Source organism: Pseudomonas sp. LAMO17WK12:I1, assembly GCF_900177315.1.
In the GTDB taxonomy this organism is placed as follows: Bacteria; Pseudomonadota; Gammaproteobacteria; order Pseudomonadales; family Pseudomonadaceae; genus Aquipseudomonas; species Aquipseudomonas marginalis.
The window spans coordinates 17951-38583 of record NZ_FWZV01000023.1 but is presented as its reverse complement, the minus strand read 5'-3'; the positions used below and the strand labels follow the sequence as shown (position 1 = coordinate 38583).

Annotated in this window: 18 protein-coding genes; 9 read left to right on the top strand and 9 right to left on the bottom strand. The window is 63.4% G+C overall.

What is annotated here, in order from left to right:
- Positions 1–40 precede the first annotated feature (40 nt).
- Entirely contained in the window at positions 41–1228 is a 1188-nt protein-coding gene (locus B9N88_RS30730) for a CynX/NimT family MFS transporter (protein ID WP_027607857.1), read from the top strand.
- Here the strand turns inward: B9N88_RS30730 and B9N88_RS30725 are convergent.
- Entirely contained in the window at positions 1199–3514 is a 2316-nt protein-coding gene (locus B9N88_RS30725) for a TonB-dependent receptor (RefSeq protein ID WP_012721642.1), read from the bottom strand. The two genes, B9N88_RS30730 and B9N88_RS30725, sit on opposite strands and share 30 nt — an antisense overlap.
- A 155-nt stretch (positions 3515–3669) precedes the next feature.
- Between B9N88_RS30725 and B9N88_RS30720 the strand changes: the two genes are divergently transcribed.
- Together B9N88_RS30720 and B9N88_RS30715 are read left to right on the top strand one after the other, a co-directional pair.
- Positions 3670–4614, top strand: a complete 945-nt coding sequence (locus tag B9N88_RS30720) for a LysR family transcriptional regulator (RefSeq protein WP_012721641.1) — start codon at positions 3670–3672, stop codon at positions 4612–4614.
- A 100-nt stretch (positions 4615–4714) separates the two neighbouring features.
- Positions 4715–6322 (top strand): alkaline phosphatase family protein, encoded by a 1608-nt coding sequence (locus B9N88_RS30715; RefSeq protein ID WP_012721640.1) that lies wholly within the window; start codon positions 4715–4717, stop codon positions 6320–6322.
- Between the two features lie 100 nt (positions 6323–6422).
- Here the strand turns inward: B9N88_RS30715 and B9N88_RS30710 are convergent, their stop codons facing one another.
- Complete coding sequence (locus tag B9N88_RS30710; RefSeq protein WP_012721639.1) at positions 6423–7328, bottom strand: TauD/TfdA dioxygenase family protein; 906 nt, start codon at positions 7326–7328, stop codon at positions 6423–6425.
- 179 nt (positions 7329–7507) lie between these two features.
- Here B9N88_RS30710 and B9N88_RS30705 point away from each other — a divergent pair, with 179 nt between their 5' ends.
- Positions 7508–8428, top strand: a complete 921-nt coding sequence (locus B9N88_RS30705; protein ID WP_012721638.1) for a LysR family transcriptional regulator — start codon at positions 7508–7510, stop codon at positions 8426–8428.
- A gap of 53 nt (positions 8429–8481) precedes the next feature.
- On the opposite strand, the gene B9N88_RS30700 is transcribed toward B9N88_RS30705, so the two are convergent.
- A complete protein-coding gene (locus tag B9N88_RS30700; protein ID WP_012721637.1) occupies positions 8482–9483 on the bottom strand; it encodes an ABC transporter substrate-binding protein in 1002 nt (333 codons plus the stop codon).
- A gap of 288 nt (positions 9484–9771) precedes the next feature.
- Between B9N88_RS30700 and B9N88_RS30695 the strand changes: the two genes are divergently transcribed.
- Genes B9N88_RS30695 through B9N88_RS30685 form a run of 3 tightly spaced genes read left to right on the top strand, consistent with a single transcriptional unit; the run spans position 9772 to position 13803 of the window.
- Positions 9772–11364, top strand: coding sequence for an ABC transporter permease (locus B9N88_RS30695; RefSeq protein WP_027607858.1), 1593 nt, complete (start codon positions 9772–9774; stop codon positions 11362–11364).
- Positions 11361–12176 (top strand): ABC transporter ATP-binding protein, encoded by an 816-nt coding sequence (locus tag B9N88_RS30690; RefSeq protein WP_027607859.1) that lies wholly within the window; start codon positions 11361–11363, stop codon positions 12174–12176. The genes B9N88_RS30695 and B9N88_RS30690 overlap by 4 nt, the downstream gene beginning before the upstream one ends.
- Positions 12177–12192: 16 nt before the next feature.
- Positions 12193–13803: an arylsulfatase gene (locus tag B9N88_RS30685; protein WP_027607860.1), complete on the top strand. Its 1611-nt coding sequence runs from the start codon at positions 12193–12195 to the stop codon at positions 13801–13803.
- Here the strand turns inward: B9N88_RS30685 and B9N88_RS30680 are convergent.
- A complete protein-coding gene (locus B9N88_RS30680) occupies positions 13775–14854 on the bottom strand; it encodes a fatty acid desaturase (RefSeq protein ID WP_027607861.1) in 1080 nt (359 codons plus the stop codon). The two genes, B9N88_RS30685 and B9N88_RS30680, sit on opposite strands and share 29 nt — an antisense overlap.
- 101 nt (positions 14855–14955) lie before the next feature.
- Here B9N88_RS30680 and B9N88_RS30675 point away from each other — a divergent pair, with 101 nt between their 5' ends.
- Positions 14956–15960, top strand: coding sequence for an AraC family transcriptional regulator (locus tag B9N88_RS30675; protein ID WP_027607862.1), 1005 nt, complete (start codon positions 14956–14958; stop codon positions 15958–15960).
- Positions 15961–16062: 102 nt separating this feature from the next.
- Here B9N88_RS30675 and B9N88_RS30670 read toward each other — a convergent pair whose 3' ends face one another.
- Together B9N88_RS30670 and B9N88_RS30665 are read right to left on the bottom strand one after the other, a co-directional pair.
- Positions 16063–16428 (bottom strand): response regulator, encoded by a 366-nt coding sequence (locus B9N88_RS30670; protein ID WP_027607863.1) that lies wholly within the window; start codon positions 16426–16428, stop codon positions 16063–16065.
- Positions 16429–16466: 38 nt separating this feature from the next.
- Entirely contained in the window at positions 16467–17153 is a 687-nt protein-coding gene (locus B9N88_RS30665) for a Crp/Fnr family transcriptional regulator (RefSeq protein WP_027607864.1), read from the bottom strand.
- An 83-nt stretch (positions 17154–17236) separates the two neighbouring features.
- Here B9N88_RS30665 and B9N88_RS30660 point away from each other — a divergent pair, with 83 nt between their 5' ends.
- A complete protein-coding gene (locus tag B9N88_RS30660) occupies positions 17237–17764 on the top strand; it encodes an Mpo1 family 2-hydroxy fatty acid dioxygenase (protein ID WP_027607865.1) in 528 nt (175 codons plus the stop codon).
- Positions 17765–17890: 126 nt separating this feature from the next.
- On the opposite strand, the gene B9N88_RS30655 is transcribed toward B9N88_RS30660, so the two are convergent.
- From B9N88_RS30655 to cysT, 3 genes are read right to left on the bottom strand one after another with little or no spacing between them, the layout of a single operon-like run.
- Entirely contained in the window at positions 17891–18871 is a 981-nt protein-coding gene (locus B9N88_RS30655) for a sulfate/molybdate ABC transporter ATP-binding protein (RefSeq protein ID WP_027607866.1), read from the bottom strand.
- A gap of 3 nt (positions 18872–18874) precedes the next feature.
- A complete protein-coding gene (gene cysW, locus B9N88_RS30650; RefSeq protein ID WP_027607867.1) occupies positions 18875–19747 on the bottom strand; it encodes a sulfate ABC transporter permease subunit CysW in 873 nt (290 codons plus the stop codon).
- Positions 19748–19760: 13 nt separating this feature from the next.
- Positions 19761–20579 (bottom strand): sulfate ABC transporter permease subunit CysT, encoded by an 819-nt coding sequence (gene cysT / locus B9N88_RS30645; RefSeq protein ID WP_027607868.1) that lies wholly within the window; start codon positions 20577–20579, stop codon positions 19761–19763.
- Positions 20580–20633: the final 54 nt, after the last annotated feature.

Below are 20633 nucleotides of genomic sequence, written 5' to 3'. Positions count from 1 at the left end.
GCCATACTCACGCCTCATTTGCCGACTGCAAGAGCGTTGCATGACCCTGAACAAATCCCTCGCCGGCTGGGGCCTGCTGGTGGTGCTCGGCCTGAACCTGCGGCCAATCCTCAGTTCCATCAGCCCGTTGCTCGGCGAGATCCGCCAGGCCACCGGCCTGAGTTTCCAGAGCAGCGCCCTGCTGACCAGCCTGCCGGTGGTGTGCATGGGGCTGGTGGCGCTGGTGGGCGTGCGCGTGGAAGCCCGCCTTGGCGAACGGCGCGGCATCGCCCTGGGCCTGATGATGATCCTGCTGGCGTGCCTGGCACGCTGGCTGATGGGCCAGGCCTCGGCGCTGCTGGTCACGGCGTTGCTCGGCGGTGCGGGGGTGGCGCTGATCCAGGCCTTGGTGCCGGCGATGATCAAGCGCGAATTCCGTCATCGCGTGCCGGTGGCGATGGGTGTGTACTCGGCCTCGCTGATGGCCGGCGGAGGGCTGGCAGCGCTGCTCAGCCCGCTGGTGGCCACGCATTTCCAGGAATGGCAGGCGGGGTTGGGGGTGTGGCTGCTGCCGGCGCTGGGCGCCTTGCTGCTATGGGCCTGGCTGCCCCTGGGCGCGGCCAGAAATCCACAGGTGGTGCCGGCCTTCAAGGACCTGCGCAATCGTCGCGCCTGGTTGCTGGCGCTGTATTTCGGCCTGGTCAATTGCGGCTACATGAGCCTGGTGGCGTGGCTGCCGGCCTACTATCAGCAACTGGGCTGGGGGGTGTTGCCCAGCGGTTCGCTGCTGGCGTTCATGACCATCTTCCAGGTGCTCGCCGCGCTGTTGATGCCGGTGCTGGCGCAGCGCGGTATCGACCGTCGGCCGCTGCTGGGCATCGCCCTGCTGGCCCAGACCGTGGGTTACCTCGGCCTGATCGTCGCGCCGCAGGAATATCCGCACCTCTGGGTGGCGCTGTGCGGCTTCGGCCTGGGCGCGTGTTTCGCCTTGAGCCTGCTGCTGACCCTCGACCACCATCGCGACCCACGCCAGGCCGGGCAACTGGCGGCCTTTGTGCAAGGCGTGGGCTTCTTGATCAATGCGGTGTCGCCGTGGCTGACCGGCTGGTTGCGCGGGCTGACCGGCAACTTTGTCAGCGCCTGGGTGGTGCTGACGGTCACGGCGGTGGCGATGCTGGTGGTGACGCGCGTGTTCAGCCCGGCCACCTATCGCACGGGGCTAGAAGTCATAGCGCCCGGTCACTCCTAGCGTGCGCGGCGTACCAAGCAGGCCTTCGTAGCCGCCGTTCCCCCCCGTCCACAGCGTGGTGTAGTAGGTCTTGTCGAAGGCGTTTTTCAGCCATAACGACACGTCCCACTGCCCTTGCTCATAGTTGCCACGCAGGCCGGTGGACAGGTTGACCACGGCGTAGGCAGGAATCTGTCCATAGTCGGAGTCCTCCACGGTGCCCACAGCCTTGGAGCGGAAGGCATAGCTGGCGGTGACGTAGGGTTCGAAGCCGTTATCCAGGTTCCACTTGTATTCGCCGTTGGCGTTGGCGATCCATTTCGAGGCCCCCACCACTTGGTGCCCACTCAGGTCACAGGAGGCCGGCGCACCGGGGCGCAGACTGACTTCCGGCGGGCACGGCGCATCTTTGTAAGACAGGTAGCTCACATCGTTGAACGAGCCGTTGAGGTTCAGCGTCAGGCCCTTGATCGGCACCAGGGTGCTTTCCACCTCGACACCCCGCGAGCGCACCGAACCGGCGTTGGTCAGGTACTGCACACGGTTGTCCTGGTCATAGGCATTGGTCTGGTAGCCGTTGACCTGAGTCCAGAACAGGTTGGCATTGAGCTGCAGCCGCCGGTCCCACAGGGTGCTTTTGAAACCCAGTTCGACGTTATTGGCGCGCTCGGTGCCGATCAGCAGTGAGTCGGCCCCGGCCGTCGGTGCCGAGCCTACCGCCAGGTTGACCCCGCCGGACTTCTCGCCATGGGACAAGGTCGCGTAGCCCAGCAGGTTTTCGTTAAAGCGGTAGCTCAGGTTGAGCAAACCCGAGGGGCTGGTGCTGTATTGGGTGAGGTCGCCGGAATCGTACGCCCCCGCGCGCCCGCGTCGAGCCGTCGCGGCAGCACCGGTGACCGCCGCACCGCCAAGGGGAGCGTTACGCGTGACCCAGGCACTTTTTTCTTCATAGGTGCCACGCAGGCCGGCTGTGAAATCCAGGCGCTCGGTGAGGTGCCAGGTGCCCTGGGCAAACAGTGCAAAACTGTCGGTGCGAATGTGCCCGTTGCCGACGCTGCTGACGTTGGCCAGTGCGCCGGCTGGCGTGCCGTTCCAGATGTCGGCCTGCGGCCCGTAATAGCTGAAGGATTTGTTATCCAGCGAATTACCGAAGTAGTAGGCACCGAGCACGTAATCGAAGAACCCGCCGGTGGGTGAAGCCAGCCGGAATTCCTGGGACCACTGCTTATCTTCCACCGACACCCCGGCGTTATACGACGCCGGCACGTTAAGGCCGTCGTCGTTGCGCGGGGTGAAATTCCAGAAGCGATAGGAACTGACCGAGGTCAGGGTGAAATCACTCGGCAACGTCCAGTTGGCCTCCAGCGACGTACCGCCCTGGAACACAGTGACGTGCTGGTCGCTGTCCAGGTTGACCTTGCGGTGGGTGCCATCGACCAGGGTCGCGCCTGCCGCGTTGGCCCGCGACTGGTAGAGGTTGGTGCCGTTGATGGTCGGCCCGGTGCTGTACAGCACACGGGTGCCGGCGCTGGAATCCTCTTCGTTGTAATCGCCGATCCAGCGCAGGTTGAAGGTCTCGCTGGGCTTGTACAGCAGTTGCCCGCGAAAGCCCTGGCGCGAGCCGCCGTTGAGGTCATGGCCGTTGTATTCGTTCTTGATGTCGCCGTCGCTGCGGGTGCGATACGCCGAGAAACGCCCCGCCAGGTCATCGGTGAGCGGGCCGGAAATCGTGCCCTTGGTCTGGAAGTAGCCGTCCTCGCCCAGCGAGGTTTCGATGCTGCGCTCCGGGGTAAAACTCGGCGCGCGCGTGCTGATGTTGATCACCCCGGCGGTGGTGTTTTTGCCGAACAAGGTGCCTTGCGGGCCGCGCAAGACTTCAAGCTGTTCGATGTCCATCAGGTCGAACACCGCCATGCCCGGCCGCCCGAGATACACGTTGTCGATATACAGCCCTACGCTGCCTTCCAGGCCGTCGCTGGCCGGGTTGTTGCCAAGCCCGCGGATCGACACGCTGGACTGGCGCGCATGCATATAGGCGACGTTGACGCTGGGCACCAGTTGCTGCAGATCCTGAATCCGATACACCCGTTGGCTCTCCAGGGCCTGGCCGCCGATCACGCTCATGGGCGTCGGCACTGCCTGGGCGCTTTCGGTGCGCCGCCGGGCGGTGACGGTGACCGTCTCCAACTCGCCGCCGGCGCTCTCGCCCTTGCTTACCGGCGCGGGCGTTTCGGCGGCCTGGGTCGGCGACCAACTGGAACTGCCGGCCACCAGAATGGCCAGGGGCAAGGACTTCAACAGACTCATAAGCGGCTCCGGAACCCGGAAATATCCATCGAGAGATATTCCTTTAGGTTATTTATTTATGTTTTTACGAACATTTACTGCATAAGAGATAGCCTTTATAAGGAGTCGACCTAATGCATAGCCAATGCATTTCCCGGATATTTTTGATGTGAAAAATGCATATCGATCTGCGCCAGCTTCGTCACTTCATCGCCCTTGCCGAACAACGCAGTTTTGTCGCCGCCGCGTTGACGGTGAACCTGTCGCAATCGGCGTTCAGTCGCAGTATCCAGGCCCTGGAACACAGCGCCGGTTGCCAGCTGATTGACCGTGGCCGCAAAGACCTGGCGCCGACCAAACAAGGCCAGGTATTGCTGGAGCACGCCCGGCGCCTGGTCAGCGGTGCGCAGCAGTTGGCCAATGAGATCAGCCAGTTCAATGGCCTGGAGGCGGGAGAATTGCGCTTCGGTTGCGGCCCGGCACCGGCCGGCGGCCTGATCCCGCGCGCCATCGGCAGTTTTATCGGGCGCTACCCCAAGGCACGGGTGCAGTACCAGGTGGACGACTGGCAAAGCCTGAGCAAACGCCTGCTCAGTGAAGAGTTCGAGTTTTTCGTCGCCGACACCCGCCACTTCGAAGCCAACCCGGACTATCACACCCACCGCCTGCGCCCGCGCCGCTGGTATTTCTGCTGCCGCGCCGGCCACCCACTGGCCGGGCGTGGCAGCGTAAGCGCCGCCGAGCTGATGAGTTACCCACTGGCCGTGACCATCCGCCCGCCCAACCTGCGCAAGGTCATCGTCGACCTCAGCGGCCGGCCCGATTACCTGCCCAATGTCGAATGCGAGAACGGCTATAGCCTGATGGGCGTGGTGCTGCGCTCCGACGCCATCGGCATCGTCAGCGCCAACAGCGATGTGCTGCACATGGCCCGGGGCGAACTGGTGTGCTTGACGATCGAGGGCCTGGCGGAGGATCTGGAGGAGCGTTACACCCGCTACGGCATCGTCAGCCGTGCGGGGTATCGCTTGTCGCCGCTGGCCGAAGCGATGATCGAGCAGATCAAGCAGGTCGATGAGTTGGATGAAGAGGTGTGCACGCTGGAGAATGTTGCGGTCTAGGCCATGCATTCACTGCATCAAAGCCAGTCCCCAAATGCACTTGCCAGCCCCCCACTCGAACGGCGAAAAACCTCACCTGTCCTCCGTCTGGTGAAGCCCCATGTCCCACCCCCAACCCGTGCGCAACGTGCTGTACATCATGTGCGACCAACTGCGCCGCGATTACCTGTCGTGCTACGGCCACGCCCACTTGCACACGCCGAACATCGATCGCCTGGCCGCCGCCGGTGTGCGCTTCAACCGCGCCTATACCCAAGGCACCATCTGCGGGCCCTCGCGCATGTCGGCCTATACCGGGCGCTACGTCAGCAGCCACCAGGTGGCGTGGAACGCGGTGCCGTTGCCCCTGGAAGAACTGACCCTCGGCGACTACCTGCGCCCCCACGGCATCCGCACGGCGCTGGTCGGCAAGACCCACGCCACGCCCAATGTGGACGCCTTGCAACGCCTGAATATCGACCCTGACAGCAAGCAGGCCGAGCCGTTGAACGAGGTCGGCTTCGAGGCGTACCTGCGTCACGACGGCATCTACCCCGACAGCCCGCTGTTCGAGGATAAACGCGAGTCCGCGCCCTACACCCATTACCTGCGCGAGCAGGGCTACAGCGGCGCCAACCCGTGGCACGAATGGGCCAATGCGGCAGCCGGTGAAAACGGCGAAGTCCTCAGCGGTTGGCACATGCGCAATGCGGGCCGCCCCGCGCGCGTGGCCGAGGAACATTCGGAAACCGTCTACACCACCGACCGCGCCATCGACTTTATCCGTGAACAGGCCGAACAACCGTGGTGCCTGCACCTGTCCTATATCAAGCCACACTGGCCCTACATCGCACCGGCGCCGTATCACGCGCTGTATGGCGCCGAGCATATCCAGGCACCGATCCAGCCAGGGGAGACCAGCGATCACCCGGTGTACCAGGCGTTCCGCCAGCACCAGGAGAGCCTTAACTTTTCCCGTGACGAGGTACGGCTCACGGTGATTCCCACCTACATGGGCTTGATCAAACAGGTCGACGACCAACTCGGGCGCCTGTTCGATTTCCTGCAAGGCAATGGCCGTTGGGACGACACCCTGATCGTGTTCACCAGCGACCACGGCGATTTCCTCGGCGATCACTTCCTCGGCGAAAAAGAATTTCTGCTGGAACCTGCGGTGGGCATTCCGCTGATCGTGCGCGACCCACGCGCCGCCGCCGATACCCGCCGTGGCACGGTGGACGCGCGTCTGGTGGAAACCATCGATGCGCTGCCGACCTTCCTCGACGCCCTGGGTTTGCCAGCGGCCGAGCATCGCCTGGAAGGCCGCTCGCTGATCCCGCTGTTGCACGGCCAGGAAACCCGCTGGCGCCGCTACGCCATCGCCGAGTACGACTACGCCTTCCAGGCCCCGGCCCGCGAACGCCTGGCGCAACCCATCGACCGTTGCCGGATGACCATGGTGCGCAGCGAACGCTGGAAATACCTGGCGTACGACGGCTTCCGCCCACAGCTGTTCGACCTGGAAAACGACCCGCAGGAACTGCACGACCTGGGCAACGACCCGGCCTATGCCGAAGTGCGCGAAACCCACGTGGGGTATCTGTTCGAATGGCTGCGCGGGTTGAAGCGACGCACCACCATCAGCCACGCAGAGATCGATCTGCGTGGCCAACGGTTTCGTTACGGTGAGCCGGAAGCGGAGAAGGTGGTGCAGATCGGCGTGTGGTAAACCACACATCGAACGTGGGGGCCCCCACTACCTCTTCGAAGTAGCGCTGTCGCACAGCAAACGGGTACCTCTGTGGTGAGCGGGCTTGCCCCCTCCCACATCAGAGACCTTTGGTGGTCTGGCTGCGTTGCCCGTGCACGCCCACCGGCACATCGCCCTTGAGCGTCACCCGGCGCACGATGCGTTCCTGGGTGCCGTAGTCGTCGACGGCGTAATGCTGGGTGGCGCGGTTGTCCCAGATCGCCACGTCGCCGGTGTTCCAGCGCCAGCGCACGGTGTTTTCCAGGCGGGTGACGTGGCTTTGCAGCAGGTTGAACAGCTGGGTCGAGTCCGCCTGGGAATAACCTTTCAGGCGCTTGACGAAGTGCCCCAGCAACAGGGTTTTCTCGCCACTGACCGGATGCACGCGCACCACCGGGTGCTCGGTTTCATACACCGTCGAGGTGAACACCTTGCGGTATGCCTCAAGCCGCTCGGCCGACACATCCGGCTTGAGCGCGGCGTAGTCGTATTCGTTGCTGTGCACTGCCCACAAGTTATCCGCCAGGGCGCGCAGTTCGACGCTGAGGTCGTTGTAGGCGCTTGAGGTGTTGGCCCAGACCGTGTCGCCACCGGACTTGGGCGCCAGTACCGAACGCAGCACCGAGGCTTTCGGGTAGGCATCGACGAAGGTCACATCGGTGTGCCAGGAATTGGCGCGCTGGCCACGGGTGCCGTCCAGTTCCATGAGGAAGCGCGTGCCGTCGCGCACCGGCACCGTCGGGTGGGCAATCGGCTCGCCGAGCAGATGGGCAAAGGCTTCCTGGCTCTGGTCATCGAGGTGAGTCTGCTCACGGAAGAAGACCACCTTGTACTGCACCAGCGCCTGCTGGATGGCTTCGACCGTGGCGGCATCCAGATCGCCGGACAGTCTGATACCGCGGATCTCGGCGCCGATGCGGCCGGCGACCGGGTGAATATCCAGCGCCTGGGCGACGGGTTGAACAGCTAATGCGGCGTTGCTCATGGTGATGACCCTCTTGTGCCTGCTGATGGGGACGCTTTCCGACAACGCTCTATCCATATGCAATTTAGGTCTAGCAAATGAACGAATGCTTCATTGACGGAATAAGAGCTTGCATTTAAAACCTCTGCTCCCGTGGTCGCAAATGCCTTCGACCTATTTTTAAGATGCAGGGAAAGCATATGGATCTTCGCCAACTGCGCTACTTCATCGCCCTCAACGAACACCGCAGTTTCGTGCGTGCGGCAGACGCCATGGGCATCACCCAACCGGCGTTCAGCCGCAGCATCCAGGGGCTGGAACAGGAGTTCGGCTGCGTGCTGGTCGACCGTGGCCACAAGGACCTGCGCCCCACACCGGAGGGCCAAGTGGTGCTGCAACATGCCCTGTCCCTGGTGCACGGCGCCGCCTTGCTGAGCAGTGAAGTGACGCGCATGACCAAGCTCGACGCCGGCGACCTGCGCTTCGGCTGCGGCCCGGCACCGGCGGTGAAACTGGTGCCGGATGCGGTGGCGCGCTTTATCAGCGCCCACCCGAAAATCCGCACCAGTTTCCAGGTGGATAACTGGGAAAAACTCAGCCGTGCCCTGAGCCGTGAAGAGATCGAATTCTTTATCGCCGACATCCGCCAATTCGAAGCCGACCCGAATTTCCAGACCCGCGCGCTGACCCCCAAGCGCGGGGTATTTTTTTGCCGACCGGGCCACCCGTTGCTGGCCAAGGACAGCCTGTCGACCAACGACATGTTCGACTACCCGCTGGCGGCGCCGCTGATCTCACAGGGCATTCGCAAACTGTTGGCGAACCTGAGCGGGCGCATGGATTTTTCCCCGAGCATCCAGACCGAACATTTCCCGGCGCTGGTGAAGATCGTGCTGCAGTCCAATGCCATCGGCGTCGGCACCGAGGAGGCGTTCGCCGAAGACATCGCCCACGGCACGTTGAAGCTGCTGCACTGGCGCAACCTGCCGCAGAACATGGAGACCATGAGCGCCCGCTGCGGGATTGTCAGCCGCACTGGTTCGCGGTTGTCGCCGGCGGCGAAGGCGATGATCGAGACGCTGGTGGAGGTGGACAGGCAGGAGGTGAGCGTGGCGGTTTGACGGGCCTCATCGGGGGCAAGCCCCCGATGGCGATAGCCCAGGCACCACCCGACTCAAAGCCCCGCCGCCGCCAGGTTCGGCGCCACCCAGTCACTCACCTGGAACGGCTTGCGAATCAGCTTCTCCTTGGAGGCCAGGTCCACCGAACCCTGCAATTTAGCCAGGAACACCGGGTCCAGGGTCGACGGGAAAATCTCGCTGAGGGTCTGGTCTTTCAAGTCATTGGTGAGGATCACCGGCGGGTAACTGGCCAGCCCGGACACCAGCGCAATGTAGGCTTGCTTGTTGTTGTCATCGGTCAACCAGTGCACCGCCTGCTGCTGGGCCTTGAGCAGCTTGGCGACGGCGTCGGGGTGCTCGTCGACAAACTGTTTGCTGCCCACCAGCACCGCCTGGACGCTGCCGGCGCCACCGAGGTCCTTGGTGGTCAGCGGTATTTCAGCCAGCCCCTTGGCTTGCAATGCCGTCAGGTTCGAACCGCCCCAAGTGGCGTCGATCTGCTTGGCGGCCAGCGCGGCATTGGCGGCGTTGTAGTCCAGGCTGATGACTTTGAGGTCCTTCTCACTCAAGCCCTGGCTGGCCAATGCACTGTCGAACGACAACTGGCTGGCCGTGCCACGGAACACCGCGACGCGCTTGCCCTTGAGGTCCTGCAAGGTCTTGATGCCAGAACCCGGCACCACGCCGAGGTACTGCTTGATGTCCCGCGCGGTGGCACTGAGCAGGCGCGTCTCCAGGCCATTGGAGCGGCCGATGATCGCCGCCAGGTCGCCCAGGTACGCCAGGTCCACCTGCCCGTTGGCGAAGGCTTCGTTGATCACAGGGCCGGCGCCCTTGAAGTAATTCCACTGGATCTTGATGCCTTGATCGGCAAAGGCTTTTTCGAAGATCTGCTGCTCGCGCAGCACGTCCGTTATGCCCCCGCCGCTGTGCTGGCTGCCTGCGCTGAGGTCGGGCACGGCGATGCGGATTTCCTTGAGATCGGCAGCCTGTACCAGGCCCGCCAATGCGGTGCCTGCCACCAGGGTGATCAGACGTTTGAACGGCAGTTTCATAAGCGCAGCTCCTTGTGGGCGAGGGTCGCCTGGGGAGCAGAAATTAGGCACAACCTGGTCAAAACTTTAAATACTATAAATTCACAATTTAATAGCTTTTAGGACTATACGAAGGGAAACGCAGGCTCCAGAGGGCTATGCATGGATAGCATCGAAAATATTCTTCGAATGCATTGGATGCGTGCGGGGGCGAGGCTTTAAATGGTTTTTCTTATCCCTCAATCATCTTGATTACGTTTTTATAAGATCGAAATCACATAACGCCCCTGGCGACAACGGAGGTCCTCCATGGCCCGAATCTCACTTTTGAGCCTCCCGCTCGCGGCTCCCGGCGCCACGCCACGTTGGCCGCTGCGCTGTGAACGGCTGTTGCCATGGTTGCTGCCGGTGACGCTGTTTGCGCTGTGGTGGCTGGCCAGCCGCAATCACTGGATGAGCGAGCAGATCCTGCCGCCACCGTCCCTGGTGTGGAGCAGCGCCGTGGAACTGGCCGGCGGCGAGCTGTGGAGCCACCTGGCGATCAGCCTGCAACGCCTGTCCTGGGGGTTGCTGGCCGGCATTGGCGCCGGGGCGCTGCTGGGGGCGATGCTGGGTTTCAGCGCGCGCGCCGAGCGCCTGGTGTTTCCGACGTTCAGCGCGTTGTCGCAGGTACCGACCCTGGCCTGGATTCCGCTGTTCATGGTGTTCTTCGGCATTGGCGAAACCCTGAAACTGGTGGTGCTGGTGAAGGCGATCGTGGTGCCCGTCACCCTGCATACCCTGGTGGGCGTGCGCGACGCCCAACCCCAGTTGCGTGAAGCCGCCCGCGTGCTGCGCCTGCCCACGCACCTGTTGATCCGGCGCCTGATCCTGCCTGCCGCGCTGCCCGCCTTTATGGCCGGCGTGCGCCTGGCCCTGGCGGCCGGCTGGACCTCGCTGCTGGCGGTGGAGTTGCTGGCCTCCAGCGAAGGCATCGGCTACCTGATGGTGTGGGCGCGCCAGCTGTTCATGCTCGATATCGTCTTCGTGTGCATCGTGGTCATCGGCGTATTCGGCGTGGTTATGGACCGTGGCATTGGCTGGCTGGACCGCAAATGGGTGCACTGGCCCCATCCGGCCACGGCGCAGATTCGTCGCGGGCCGCGCTATCAAGGCTGGCAGCGCCTGCAACCGTGGGTGCTGCCCCTGCTGTTGCTGGCGCTGTGGCAGGTCGCGACGCAACAAGGCTGGGTCGACCCGAACATTCTGGTCAGCCCTTGGGTGGTGCTGCACACCACCGTCGCCGGGGTCGTGGATGGCAACCTCAGCGGTGCACTGGGCACCAGCCTGGGGCGAAGCCTGGGCGGCTTGCTGCTCGGTGGCGGCGTTGGCTTTGCCATGGGCCTGTGGCTCGGACTGTCACGGCGCAGTGAGCGGGTACTCGGGCCGACCCTGAGCGCCTTGCGCCAGATCGCGATTTTCGCCTGGGTGCCATTGCTCACTGCCTGGTTTGGCCTGGGTGAGTTGGCCAAGTGGGTGTTTATCGCCCTCGCCGCCTTCTTCCCGTTGTTTATCGCCACTCAACGCAGCGTGCTGAATCTGTCGCCACAGCTCAACGAAGCGGCGCAGGTGTTGCGCCTGAATCTGTTCCAACGGCTGCGACGCCTGGTACTGCCAGGCGCCGCAGCCGGGATTTTCGCCGGCCTGCGCCTGAGCCTGATCTACGCCTGGCTGGGCACCATCGGTGCGGAATATTTCATGCCGTCCAACGGCGGTATCGGCAGCCTGATGATCGGCGCCCAACAACTGCTGCGCATGGACCTGATCATGAGCGGCATGCTCCTGGTCGGCCTTACCGGCGCGGCCCTCAACCTGATCGGCCAGCGCATCGAAACCCGCGCCACCCGCTGGAGACACGCATGAACGCACCTATCGTCAGCTTCAACCATGTGGGCAAGACCTTCGACGTCGACGGCTTCGAGCTGGAAGCCATCCGCGAATTCAACCTGGAGATTGCCGAAGGCGAATTCGTTGCGATTGTCGGCTCCAGCGGCTGCGGCAAATCCACCCTGCTGCGTTTGCTGGTGGGGCTCGATACGCAGTTTCGCGGCGAGATCCGCGTCGACGGTAAAGCCGTGAGCGGCATAGGCGGCGAGCGCGGCATCGTGTTCCAGGAGCATCGTCTGTTCCCCTGGCTCACCGTGGCGGAAAACATCGGCGTGGGCCTGGTCAACGAGCCACTGAGCGACGCTGAGCGCAATCGGCGCATCAGCGATTTTATCGAGCTGGTCGGCCTCACCGATTTCACCCGCGCCTATCCACACCAACTGTCCGGCGGCATGGCGCAACGGGTGGCGATTGCCCGCGGCCTGGTGGCCAGCCCGCGCATCCTGCTGCTGGACGAACCCTTCGGCGCCCTCGACGCCCTGACCCGCCAGCAGATGCAGGACGAACTCCTGGCGATCCGCGCCCGCGCCAAAATCACCACGGTATTGGTGACCCACGATGTGGAGGAAGCGATTTTCCTCGCCGACCGCGTGGTGGTGATGGAGCCTCGGCCGGGGCGGATCAAGCAGGTGGTGGACGTCGCCCTGCCACATCCACGTCAGCGCAGCAGTTTTGAATTCCATCAACTGCGCGAAGAACTGCTGCATGAATTGACCAACGATGGCCACTACCAGCCGCCAGTGCGCGAACAGATCCGCGATCTGCCATTGGCCTTTATTGCCTGCTGAAAAAAGGAGTGCCTTGATGCCGCAACGTCCCAATTTTCTCGTGATCCTGGCCGATGACATGGGCTTCTCGGACCTCGGTGCGTTTGGCGGGGAAATTTCCACGCCGCACCTGGACGCACTCGCCCTGAACGGCCTGCGCCTGACCGACTTCCACACCGCCCCGACGTGCTCGCCTACCCGCTCGATGCTGCTCACCGGCACCGACCACCATATCGCCGGTATCGGCACCATGGCCGAGGCGCTGACGCCGGAGCTGATCGGCAAGCCCGGCTACGAGGGCTACTTGAATGACAAGGTGGTGGCACTGCCGGAGCTGTTGCGCGAGGCCGGTTACCAGACATTGATGAGCGGCAAGTGGCACCTGGGCCTGACCGCCGAACTGGCGCCCCACGCCCGCGGTTTCGAGCGCTCGTTCTCGCTGTTGCCGGGGGCGGCCAACCACTACGGCTTCGAGCCGACCTATAACGACGACACCCCGGGCCTGCTCAAGTCCACCCCGGCGCTGTACATCGAAGACGACCGGTTCGTCGAGCAACTGCCCAAGGATTTCTATTCCTCCGATGCCTTCGGCGACAAGCTGCTGCACTACCTCAAGGAGCGCGACCAGGCCCGACCATTCTTCGCCTACCTGCCGTTTTCCGCCCCGCACTGGCCGTTGCAGGCGCCTGCGGACATCGTCGAAAAGTACCGTGGCCGCTACGACGCCGGCCCCGAAGTGCTGCGCCTGGAACGCCTGGAAAAACTCAAGGCATTGGGGCTGATCGACGCCGACGTCGAGCCCCATCCGTTGATCGAGCTGAACACCCAGTGGGCCGCCTTGAGCGACGAACAGCGCCAGGTGTCGGCGCGGGCCATGGAGGTGTATGCGGCGATGGTCGAGCGCATGGACTGGAACATCGGCCGAGTGGTGGATTACCTGCGCCAGCAGGGGCAGTTGGACAATACGTTCATTGTGTTCATGTCCGACAACGGCGCCGAAGGTGCGCTGCTGGAGGCGTTCCCCAAGTTCGGGCCGCAGTTGCTCACCTACCTCAACCAGCATTACGACAACAGCCTCGACAATATCGGCCGCGCCAACTCCTACGTCTGGTATGGCCCGTCATGGGCGCAGGTGGCGACGGCGCCGTCGCGATTGTTCAAGGCGTTCACCACCGAGGGCGGGATTCGCGTGCCGGCGCTGGTGCACTATCCGCAGTTGTCGCTCAAAGGTCGTATCAGCCATGGGTTCGGCACGGTGATGGACATCACGCCGACCATCCTCGACCTGGCCGGCGTGCGTCATCCGGGCAAACAATGGCGTGGCAAGCCGGTGGCGCCGCTGCGGGGCAAGTCGTGGCTTGGCTTCCTCTCCGGCGAGACCGCCCAGGTGCACGACGACAACACCGTAACCGGCTGGGAACTGTTCGGCCGCCGCGCGATTCGCCAGGGCCAGTGGAAAGCCGTGTACATTCCCGGCCCCGTGGGCCCGGCGACCTGGCAGCTGTATGACCTGGGCCAGGACCCCGGCGAAATCCACGACCTGGCCTTGAGTCATCCGGACAAGCTCGCCAGGTTGATCGGCCACTGGCAGCAGTACGTCGACGAAACCGGCGTGGTGCTCAGCGCGTCGCCGTTTCAGCCGGATTGAGCCGGGCCTGGGGCGACGCCATGGGTTCAAGCCGATTGGCCCGCGCAAACGTGCCGAAATCATTGAAACGCACGCCCATCTCGGCCATGACCTTATGCGCTACCTTGGCCGTCATCTGGCGGATGTAGAACGGCTCCTTCACCACAAAATGGTGAATCCCGTGGGTGCTGCCGAAGTTGAAGCAGAACGCCTGCAACGGCCACAGCCACCACGGGTTCAATACTTGGGTTTGCTGGATCACATTGCCCGGTTCCACATCGCCGTAGTAGTGCATGTTGGAGCTGACAAAGTGCAGGCAAAAGGTGCGCAGCACATTGGGGCCGATGATCACCACGGCGGCGATGTCGATCACCTGCATCATCTGCAAGGTGCCGGCGGACCAGTCGATCGGCGTGCCCAGCAGGCTGGCGATGCCGTTGGCGGCATGGAAGCCGAGGAAGATATACCACGCACCCCAATGCAGCAGCGCCAGGGGCGCGTACACCAGCAGCGAGCGCTTGAGGATGTTGAGTTTGTGCCCCCAGGTCTTGGCGCGCAGCATGCGGATAAACGCCGACATCACGTTATCGCCCACCATCAGCAACCGCGCCAGGCCCCAGGGCTCGCCGTTGGTGATCGCACGTTCCTCCATATCGGTCTCGGTGCCGGAGACCTTGTGGTGATTGAGGTGCAGGTGGCGGCGGATCCACGGGTTGATGGTGCTCGGCCGCGCCAGCCACACCAGGCCCATCATCAGGTTGTGGGGCACGCGCTGTTTGCGAAAGTACATGCTGTGGATCAGGTCGTGTTCCAGCTCGTGGGTCAGTGAGGCCAGGAACGCATTGAGCAGCAGGCAGGCCCACCAGGCCATATGACCGCTGATGTAGAGCGCCGCCGAGCCGATCATGCCGAGCAGGGCAAAGGCCAGGATGCCCGCGCCCAGGGCGTCCTGATGCTGCAGCCACGGGTGCCGGCGACGCAAGCGCACGCCTTCGGCGAGCACCACTTCACGGATATGCGCCGAACGCTGTTGCGCGTTCATCTGCTGGGGACTTGCAGAAGTACCGTCCATGCTCCCATCCTCTTATTCATTGATGGTTACATCCTGCACCAGGGCTTCTTGCAGGACGCTAGCCCCACACGCCAACCTGTTGACCGCAAGCGCCAATCGCCATGACCGAACCGACTTCCCTCGCCAGCTGGACCCGCGCCCTGCGCAAGCAGCTCGATGCCCTGGGCCTCGACAGCGCCGCGCTGTGCGCCCAGGCCGGGCTCGATCCGCAGCAGATGGATGACCCCAATGCGCGTTATCCGCTGTCGGCCACCACGCGCCTGTGGGAACTGGCGGTGCAGGCCAGCGGCGATCCGGCCATCGGGTTGCGGGTATCGCGGTTTGTCAGCCCGACCACCTTTCATGCGCTGGGTTATGCGCTGGTGGCGAGCGGCAGCCTGCGCGAGGTGTTCGAGCGCATCGTGCGGTATCACCAGGTGGTCAGCGATGCCCTGAGCCTGGAACTCAGCGGCGATGGCGAGCGCTACCGCTTTCGCCTGCTGCAACCGCCAGGCAGGCCGGCGCCGGCGCTGGAGGCCATCGATGCGTTTGCCGCGATCTATGTGCGCACGTGCCGCAATCGCCTGGGCCGCGACTATGCGCCGCTGGCGGTTTACCTGCGGCGCCCGCAACCGGCCGACCCCAAGCCCTGGCACACGGTGTTCCGCGCACCGGTGTTTTTCGGCGCCGAGGAAGACCGCCTCGAATTCGCCGCCAGCGATTTCGACAGCCACCTGGACGACGCCAACCCGGAACTGGCCGAACACAACGAAACCGTGCTCAAACGCACCCTGGCGCAACTGCAACCGCTGACCTGGGAACGCAAGGTGCGCGCGGCCATCGAGGCGCAACTGCCCGATGGCGAGCCTAGCGCCGAGCGGATTGCCCAGGTGCTGCACTTGAGTTTGCGCAGTTTGCAGCGGCATCTGGCGGATGAGGGGTGTCGGTTTGATGCGTTGCTCAATGAGTGTCGCCAGAACTTGGCGTTGCTCCACTTGCGTGATCCACAGTGTTCATTGGCCGAGGTCAGCCATCTGTTGGGATTTGCCGATACCAGCAGCTTTAACCGGGCGTTCAAGCGCTGGACGGGGATGACGCCGGGGCAGTTTCGGGATGGGTTGCGGTAGGGGGATGTGTGGGGAGGCTGAAGGCCTCATCGGGGGCAAGCCCCCTCCCACAGGGGAACGCATTTCAAATGTGGGAGGGGGCTTGCTCCCGATGGCGATCGCTCAGCGACCCCGATCCCGCCGCAACAGTTTCCTGACCCGCATCACCAACCCCTTGGCCTCAAACGGCTTGAGCAGGTAATCATCCTCATGCAACTCCAGACCGCGCAGGCGATCTTCAATCCCGCCCGGCGTGGTCAGGAACAACACCGGCGTCTCACCCTTCTGCCGGATCGCCTGCTGCAGCTTCCAGGCATTCAGGCCAGGCAACATCACATCGAGGATCACCAGGTCGTATTCGGCACTTTCGACAAAGCGCTGCGCCGCCATGCCGTTGGCCGCGACTTCCACGGTGTAGCCGGCCTCGTTCAAGCCCTGGGCCATCCGCTGTGCCTCTTCGGATTCATGTTCCACTAACAGCACACGCATAACACACCTCGATTGATCAGGTTTGCAGGCTAACACCCTCAGGTGTGCGCCGCCTCTCGTAGCCGCTGGGCATCGAGGATTTCGATCTCGCCGTAGCCCAGGCGCACGATGCCCTGGGCTTGCAGGTCCTTGAGCAAGGCATTGGTGGTCTGGCGCGACAGGCTCAACATCGCCGCCAGGTCTTCCTGGGGCAGTTGCAGCACGCGTTTTGAAGGCGCCATGTCGCCGTAGCCCTCAACAATCATCAACAGCCGGTGGGCCAGGCGCACCGACGCGGGCATCAGGCTGAGCTGTTCGAGGCCGATAAAACTCAGGCGCAGCTTCTGGCTCATCAGCAACGCCAGGTCGCGCCAGTAGCGAGGGGATTGATCGAGGATCTTCAGCAGCGCCTGCTGCGGCACCTGCACCAGCGTGCACGGCCCCGTGGCGCAGGCGTCGTGGGTGCGCGGCAAGCCGTCGAACAGGCAGATTTCGCCGAACCAGTAGGGCGCCCCCACCAGGCTCAACAGCGCTTCCTTGCCGTGCTCATTTACCGCACTGACACGCAACGTGCCCTCGAGCACCGCATACAAGCCGCAGGGCGGGTCGCCGCGCTTGAACAGGTACTGTCCCGCCGTCAGCTGCCGCAGCCGGGCATGGGCCAGCAGGCTATGCTGGAAAGGTACGGGCAGGTGACTGAACCAGTGACCGACGGCCAACCGGGAGTGCCATTGCGTCGCATCCATGAGAACTCCGAAGATTGTCGCCCAACTGACAGTTAGTCCCAGGCTGACAGGGCATGATCAAGCATCCTACAGGAGGAACAACAATGAAAAGCCTCGTCGATCATCTCAGTCAATACGCCGCGTACCACCGCGATCCACGCAATATCGCCAGCCACTTCATCGGCATCCCGCTGATTGTGGTCGCCGTGGCCGTGCTGTTGTCACGCCCCGAATGGGCGGTGGGCGGGCTGTGGCTTTCCCCGGCGGTGATAGTGGCGCTGTTTTCCGCGTGGTTTTACCTGCGGCTTGAACTGGCCCTGGGCGTGCTGATGACGGTGTTGATGGGCTTGTCGGTGTGGGCCGGGCACGTGTTGGCGGCGCAGAGCACGATGGTGTGGCTCAGCAGCGGGGTGGGAATGTTCGTGGTGGGCTGGGTGATTCAGTTTGTCGGGCATTACTACGAAGGCAGGAAGCCGGCGTTTGTGGATGACGTGTCGGGGCTGATTGTGGGGCCGTTGTTTGTGGTGGCGGAGGTGGCGTTTTTGCTGGGGTTGCGGCATGACCTGAAGGCGAACATTGAGAAACGCTCAGGCCCGGTGGCGCGCCGCGATCTAAAGCCAAGCGAGGTCTGAATGTGGGAGGGGGCTTGCCCCCGATAGCAGTGGGTCAGCAGCAGATAAGCTGACTGAAACACCGCCATCGGGGGCAAGCCCCCTCCCACATTTGGTCCCAGTTTCAGAGTTGGTATTGCGGTGAACTCAGGCTTTTTGCCAGACCTTGGGCTTGAAGAACAGGGTCTCGCCACGGGCCAGGCCGGTCAGGCTGTCGTGGTCCTTCACCACTTCGGCTTCGATCAGCTCGCTCTGGCCTTCGACCTTCAAGGTGACCCGCGTGGTCGCGCCCAACGGGCGGATATCACGCACTTCGGCCGCGTGATGATCTTCCAGTTCGTGGCGCGACAGCGACACTTCATGCGGACGGAACAGCACATGCTTGTCCTCGCCCAGGTGCAGGCGGTTGGAGTCGCCGAGGAAGTGGTAGACGAAATCGCTGGCCGGGTTTTCGTAGACGTCGCCGGGTGAGCCGATCTGCTCGATCACGCCCTTGTTCATCACCACGATGCGGTCGGCGACTTCCATGGCCTCTTCCTGGTCGTGGGTCACGAACACCGAGGTCAGGTTGATGTCTTCGTGCAGGCGCGCCAGCCAGCGGCGCAGTTCCTTACGCACCTTGGCATCGAGGGCGCCGAAGGGTTCATCCAGCAGCAGCACTTTCGGCTCGACCGCCAACGCGCGGGCCAGGGCGATACGCTGGCGCTGGCCACCGGAGAGTTGTTCCGGGTAACGGTCGGCCAGCCAGTCCAACTGCACCATGTTCAGCAGTTCGTGAACCTTGGCCGCGATCTGGCTTTCGTTCGGACGCTGGTTCTTCGGCTTCATGCGCAGGCCGAAGGCGACGTTGTCGAACACGGTCATGTGGCGGAACAGCGCGTAGTGCTGGAACACAAAACCGACGTTGCGATCACGCACGTCGTGGCCGGAGACGTCTTCACCGTGGAACACGATGCTGCCGTCATCCGGGGTTTCCAGGCCGGCGATGATGCGCAGCAAGGTGGTCTTGCCGCAGCCGGAAGGCCCAAGCAAGGCCACCAGCTCGCCACTCTGGATATCCAGGTTGATGCTGTCCAGGGCCTTGAAGGCGTTGAAGTTCTTGCTGACGTTACGGACTTCGATCGACATGACTTATTCCTCAGCCGCACTGGCGCGCAGGCGATTAATACGGTTCTCGCTCCACTGCTTGAGCAGCAGGATGAAGAGCGCCAGGATCAGCAGCAGACTCGCCACCGCAAACGCGGCAACGTGGTTGTATTCGTTGTAGAGAATCTCGACGTGCAGCGGCAAGGTGTTGGTCACGCCGCGAATATGGCCGGACACCACCGACACCGCGCCGAACTCCCCCATGGCCCGCGCGGTGCACAGCACCACGCCGTAGATCAGGCCCCATTTGATATTCGGCACGGTGACATGCCAGAACATCTGCCAGCCATTGGCGCCCAGCAGGCGCGCGGCCTCTTCTTCCTGGGTACCCTGCTCCTGCATCAGCGGGATCAGTTCGCGGGCGACGAACGGCACGGTAACGAAGATGGTCGCCAGCACGATGCCGGGCAAGGCGAACACGATCTGGATGTCATGCGCCTGCAACCACGGGCCAAACAGGCCCTGGGCGCCGAACATCAGCACGTAGACCAGGCCGGCGATCACCGGGGAGACCGAGAACGGCAGGTCGATCAGCGTCACCAGGATGCTCTTGCCACGGAACGAGTACTTGCTCACGCACCAGGCCGCGCTGACGCCGAATACCAGGTTGAGCGGCACCGAAATCAGCACGGCGATCACCGTGAGTTTCAGCGCGGACAACGCGTCCGGTTCAAGGATCGCGGTGAAAAACGCCCCGAGGCCGTTCTTCAAGCCCTGGGACACCACGATAAACAGCGGCAGCAGCAGGAACAGGAAGAACACCAGCCAGCCCAGGCTGATCAGGATGCGCCGGGAAACAGCGCTGCCACGGCGGGCTGCGTTGGCCGAGGATGCCGCGGAAATAGACGATTGGGACATGTTCCGCGCCTCCTTATGGACGTTCGATGCGCCGCTGCAACAAGTTGATCAGCAGCAGCAGGACAAAGGAAACCACCAGCATCAGTACGCCAATGGAGGTGGCGCCGCGGTAGTCGTACTGGTCGAGCTTGACCATGATCAGCAGCGGCAGGATCTCGGTTTTCATCGGCATGTTGCCGGCGATGAAAATCACCGAGCCGTACTCACCGACGCCACGGGCAAACGCCAGGGCGAAGCCGGTCAGCCAGGCGGGCAGCAGCGCGGGTACGAGGATGTAGCGAAACACCTGCAACGGCTTGGCGCCCAGGCAGGCAGCGGCTTCTTCGATTTCCCGGGGGATATCGGCGAGTACCGGCTGCACCGTGCGCACCACGAACGGCAGGGTCACGAAGGTCAGCGCCAGGGTGATGCCCAAGGGGCTGTAGGCGATCTTGAAGCCCAGGTCGGCGGCGAACTGGCCCACCAGGCCGGTCGGCGTGTACAGGGCAGTCAGGGCAATACCGGCCACGGCGGTGGGCAGGGCGAACGGCAGGTCGATCATCGCATCGATGATCTTGCGGCCGGGGAAGGTGTAGCGCACCAGCACCCAGGCCAGCAGCGTGCCGATCACGCCGTTGATCAGGGCGGCGTACAGCGCGGTGCTGAAGCTCAGCTTCAACGCCGCCAGCACACGGGGTGCGGAGATGATGTTCCAGAACTGATCCCAGGTGAGTTGAGCGGCGTGTACGAACATCGCCGCGAGGGGGATGAGTACGATCAGGCTGAGGTACACCACGGTGTAGCCCAGCGTCAGCCCGAAGCCGGGTATGACGGGGGAAATACGACGCGACATAAGAGTCCTTGGTTAGCGGAACTGACACACAAAACCCGCAGGTGAATGCGGGCT

Excerpts from the sequence above, each read along its gene's own strand:
- cysT (WP_027607868.1), bottom strand. The coding sequence starts at position 20,579 with ATGTCGCGTCGTATTTCCCCCGTCATACCCGGCTTCGGGCTGACGCTG.
- B9N88_RS30670 (WP_027607863.1), bottom strand. The coding sequence starts at position 16,428 with ATGCGTGTGCTGTTAGTGGAACATGAATCCGAAGAGGCACAGCGGATG.
- B9N88_RS30695 (WP_027607858.1), top strand. The coding sequence starts at position 9,772 with ATGGCCCGAATCTCACTTTTGAGCCTCCCGCTCGCGGCTCCCGGCGCC.
- B9N88_RS30660 (WP_027607865.1), top strand. The coding sequence starts at position 17,237 with ATGAAAAGCCTCGTCGATCATCTCAGTCAATACGCCGCGTACCACCGC.
- B9N88_RS30675 (WP_027607862.1), top strand. The coding sequence starts at position 14,956 with ATGACCGAACCGACTTCCCTCGCCAGCTGGACCCGCGCCCTGCGCAAG.
- B9N88_RS30685 (WP_027607860.1), top strand. The coding sequence starts at position 12,193 with ATGCCGCAACGTCCCAATTTTCTCGTGATCCTGGCCGATGACATGGGC.
- B9N88_RS30690 (WP_027607859.1), top strand. The coding sequence starts at position 11,361 with ATGAACGCACCTATCGTCAGCTTCAACCATGTGGGCAAGACCTTCGAC.
- B9N88_RS30715 (WP_012721640.1), top strand. The coding sequence starts at position 4,715 with ATGTCCCACCCCCAACCCGTGCGCAACGTGCTGTACATCATGTGCGAC.
- B9N88_RS30730 (WP_027607857.1), top strand. The coding sequence starts at position 41 with ATGACCCTGAACAAATCCCTCGCCGGCTGGGGCCTGCTGGTGGTGCTC.
- B9N88_RS30680 (WP_027607861.1), bottom strand. The coding sequence starts at position 14,854 with ATGGACGGTACTTCTGCAAGTCCCCAGCAGATGAACGCGCAACAGCGT.
- B9N88_RS30655 (WP_027607866.1), bottom strand. The coding sequence starts at position 18,871 with ATGTCGATCGAAGTCCGTAACGTCAGCAAGAACTTCAACGCCTTCAAG.
- B9N88_RS30700 (WP_012721637.1), bottom strand. The coding sequence starts at position 9,483 with ATGAAACTGCCGTTCAAACGTCTGATCACCCTGGTGGCAGGCACCGCA.
- B9N88_RS30720 (WP_012721641.1), top strand. The coding sequence starts at position 3,670 with ATGCATATCGATCTGCGCCAGCTTCGTCACTTCATCGCCCTTGCCGAA.
- B9N88_RS30725 (WP_012721642.1), bottom strand. The coding sequence starts at position 3,514 with ATGAGTCTGTTGAAGTCCTTGCCCCTGGCCATTCTGGTGGCCGGCAGT.
- B9N88_RS30710 (WP_012721639.1), bottom strand. The coding sequence starts at position 7,328 with ATGAGCAACGCCGCATTAGCTGTTCAACCCGTCGCCCAGGCGCTGGAT.
- B9N88_RS30705 (WP_012721638.1), top strand. The coding sequence starts at position 7,508 with ATGGATCTTCGCCAACTGCGCTACTTCATCGCCCTCAACGAACACCGC.
- B9N88_RS30665 (WP_027607864.1), bottom strand. The coding sequence starts at position 17,153 with ATGGATGCGACGCAATGGCACTCCCGGTTGGCCGTCGGTCACTGGTTC.
- cysW (WP_027607867.1), bottom strand. The coding sequence starts at position 19,747 with ATGTCCCAATCGTCTATTTCCGCGGCATCCTCGGCCAACGCAGCCCGC.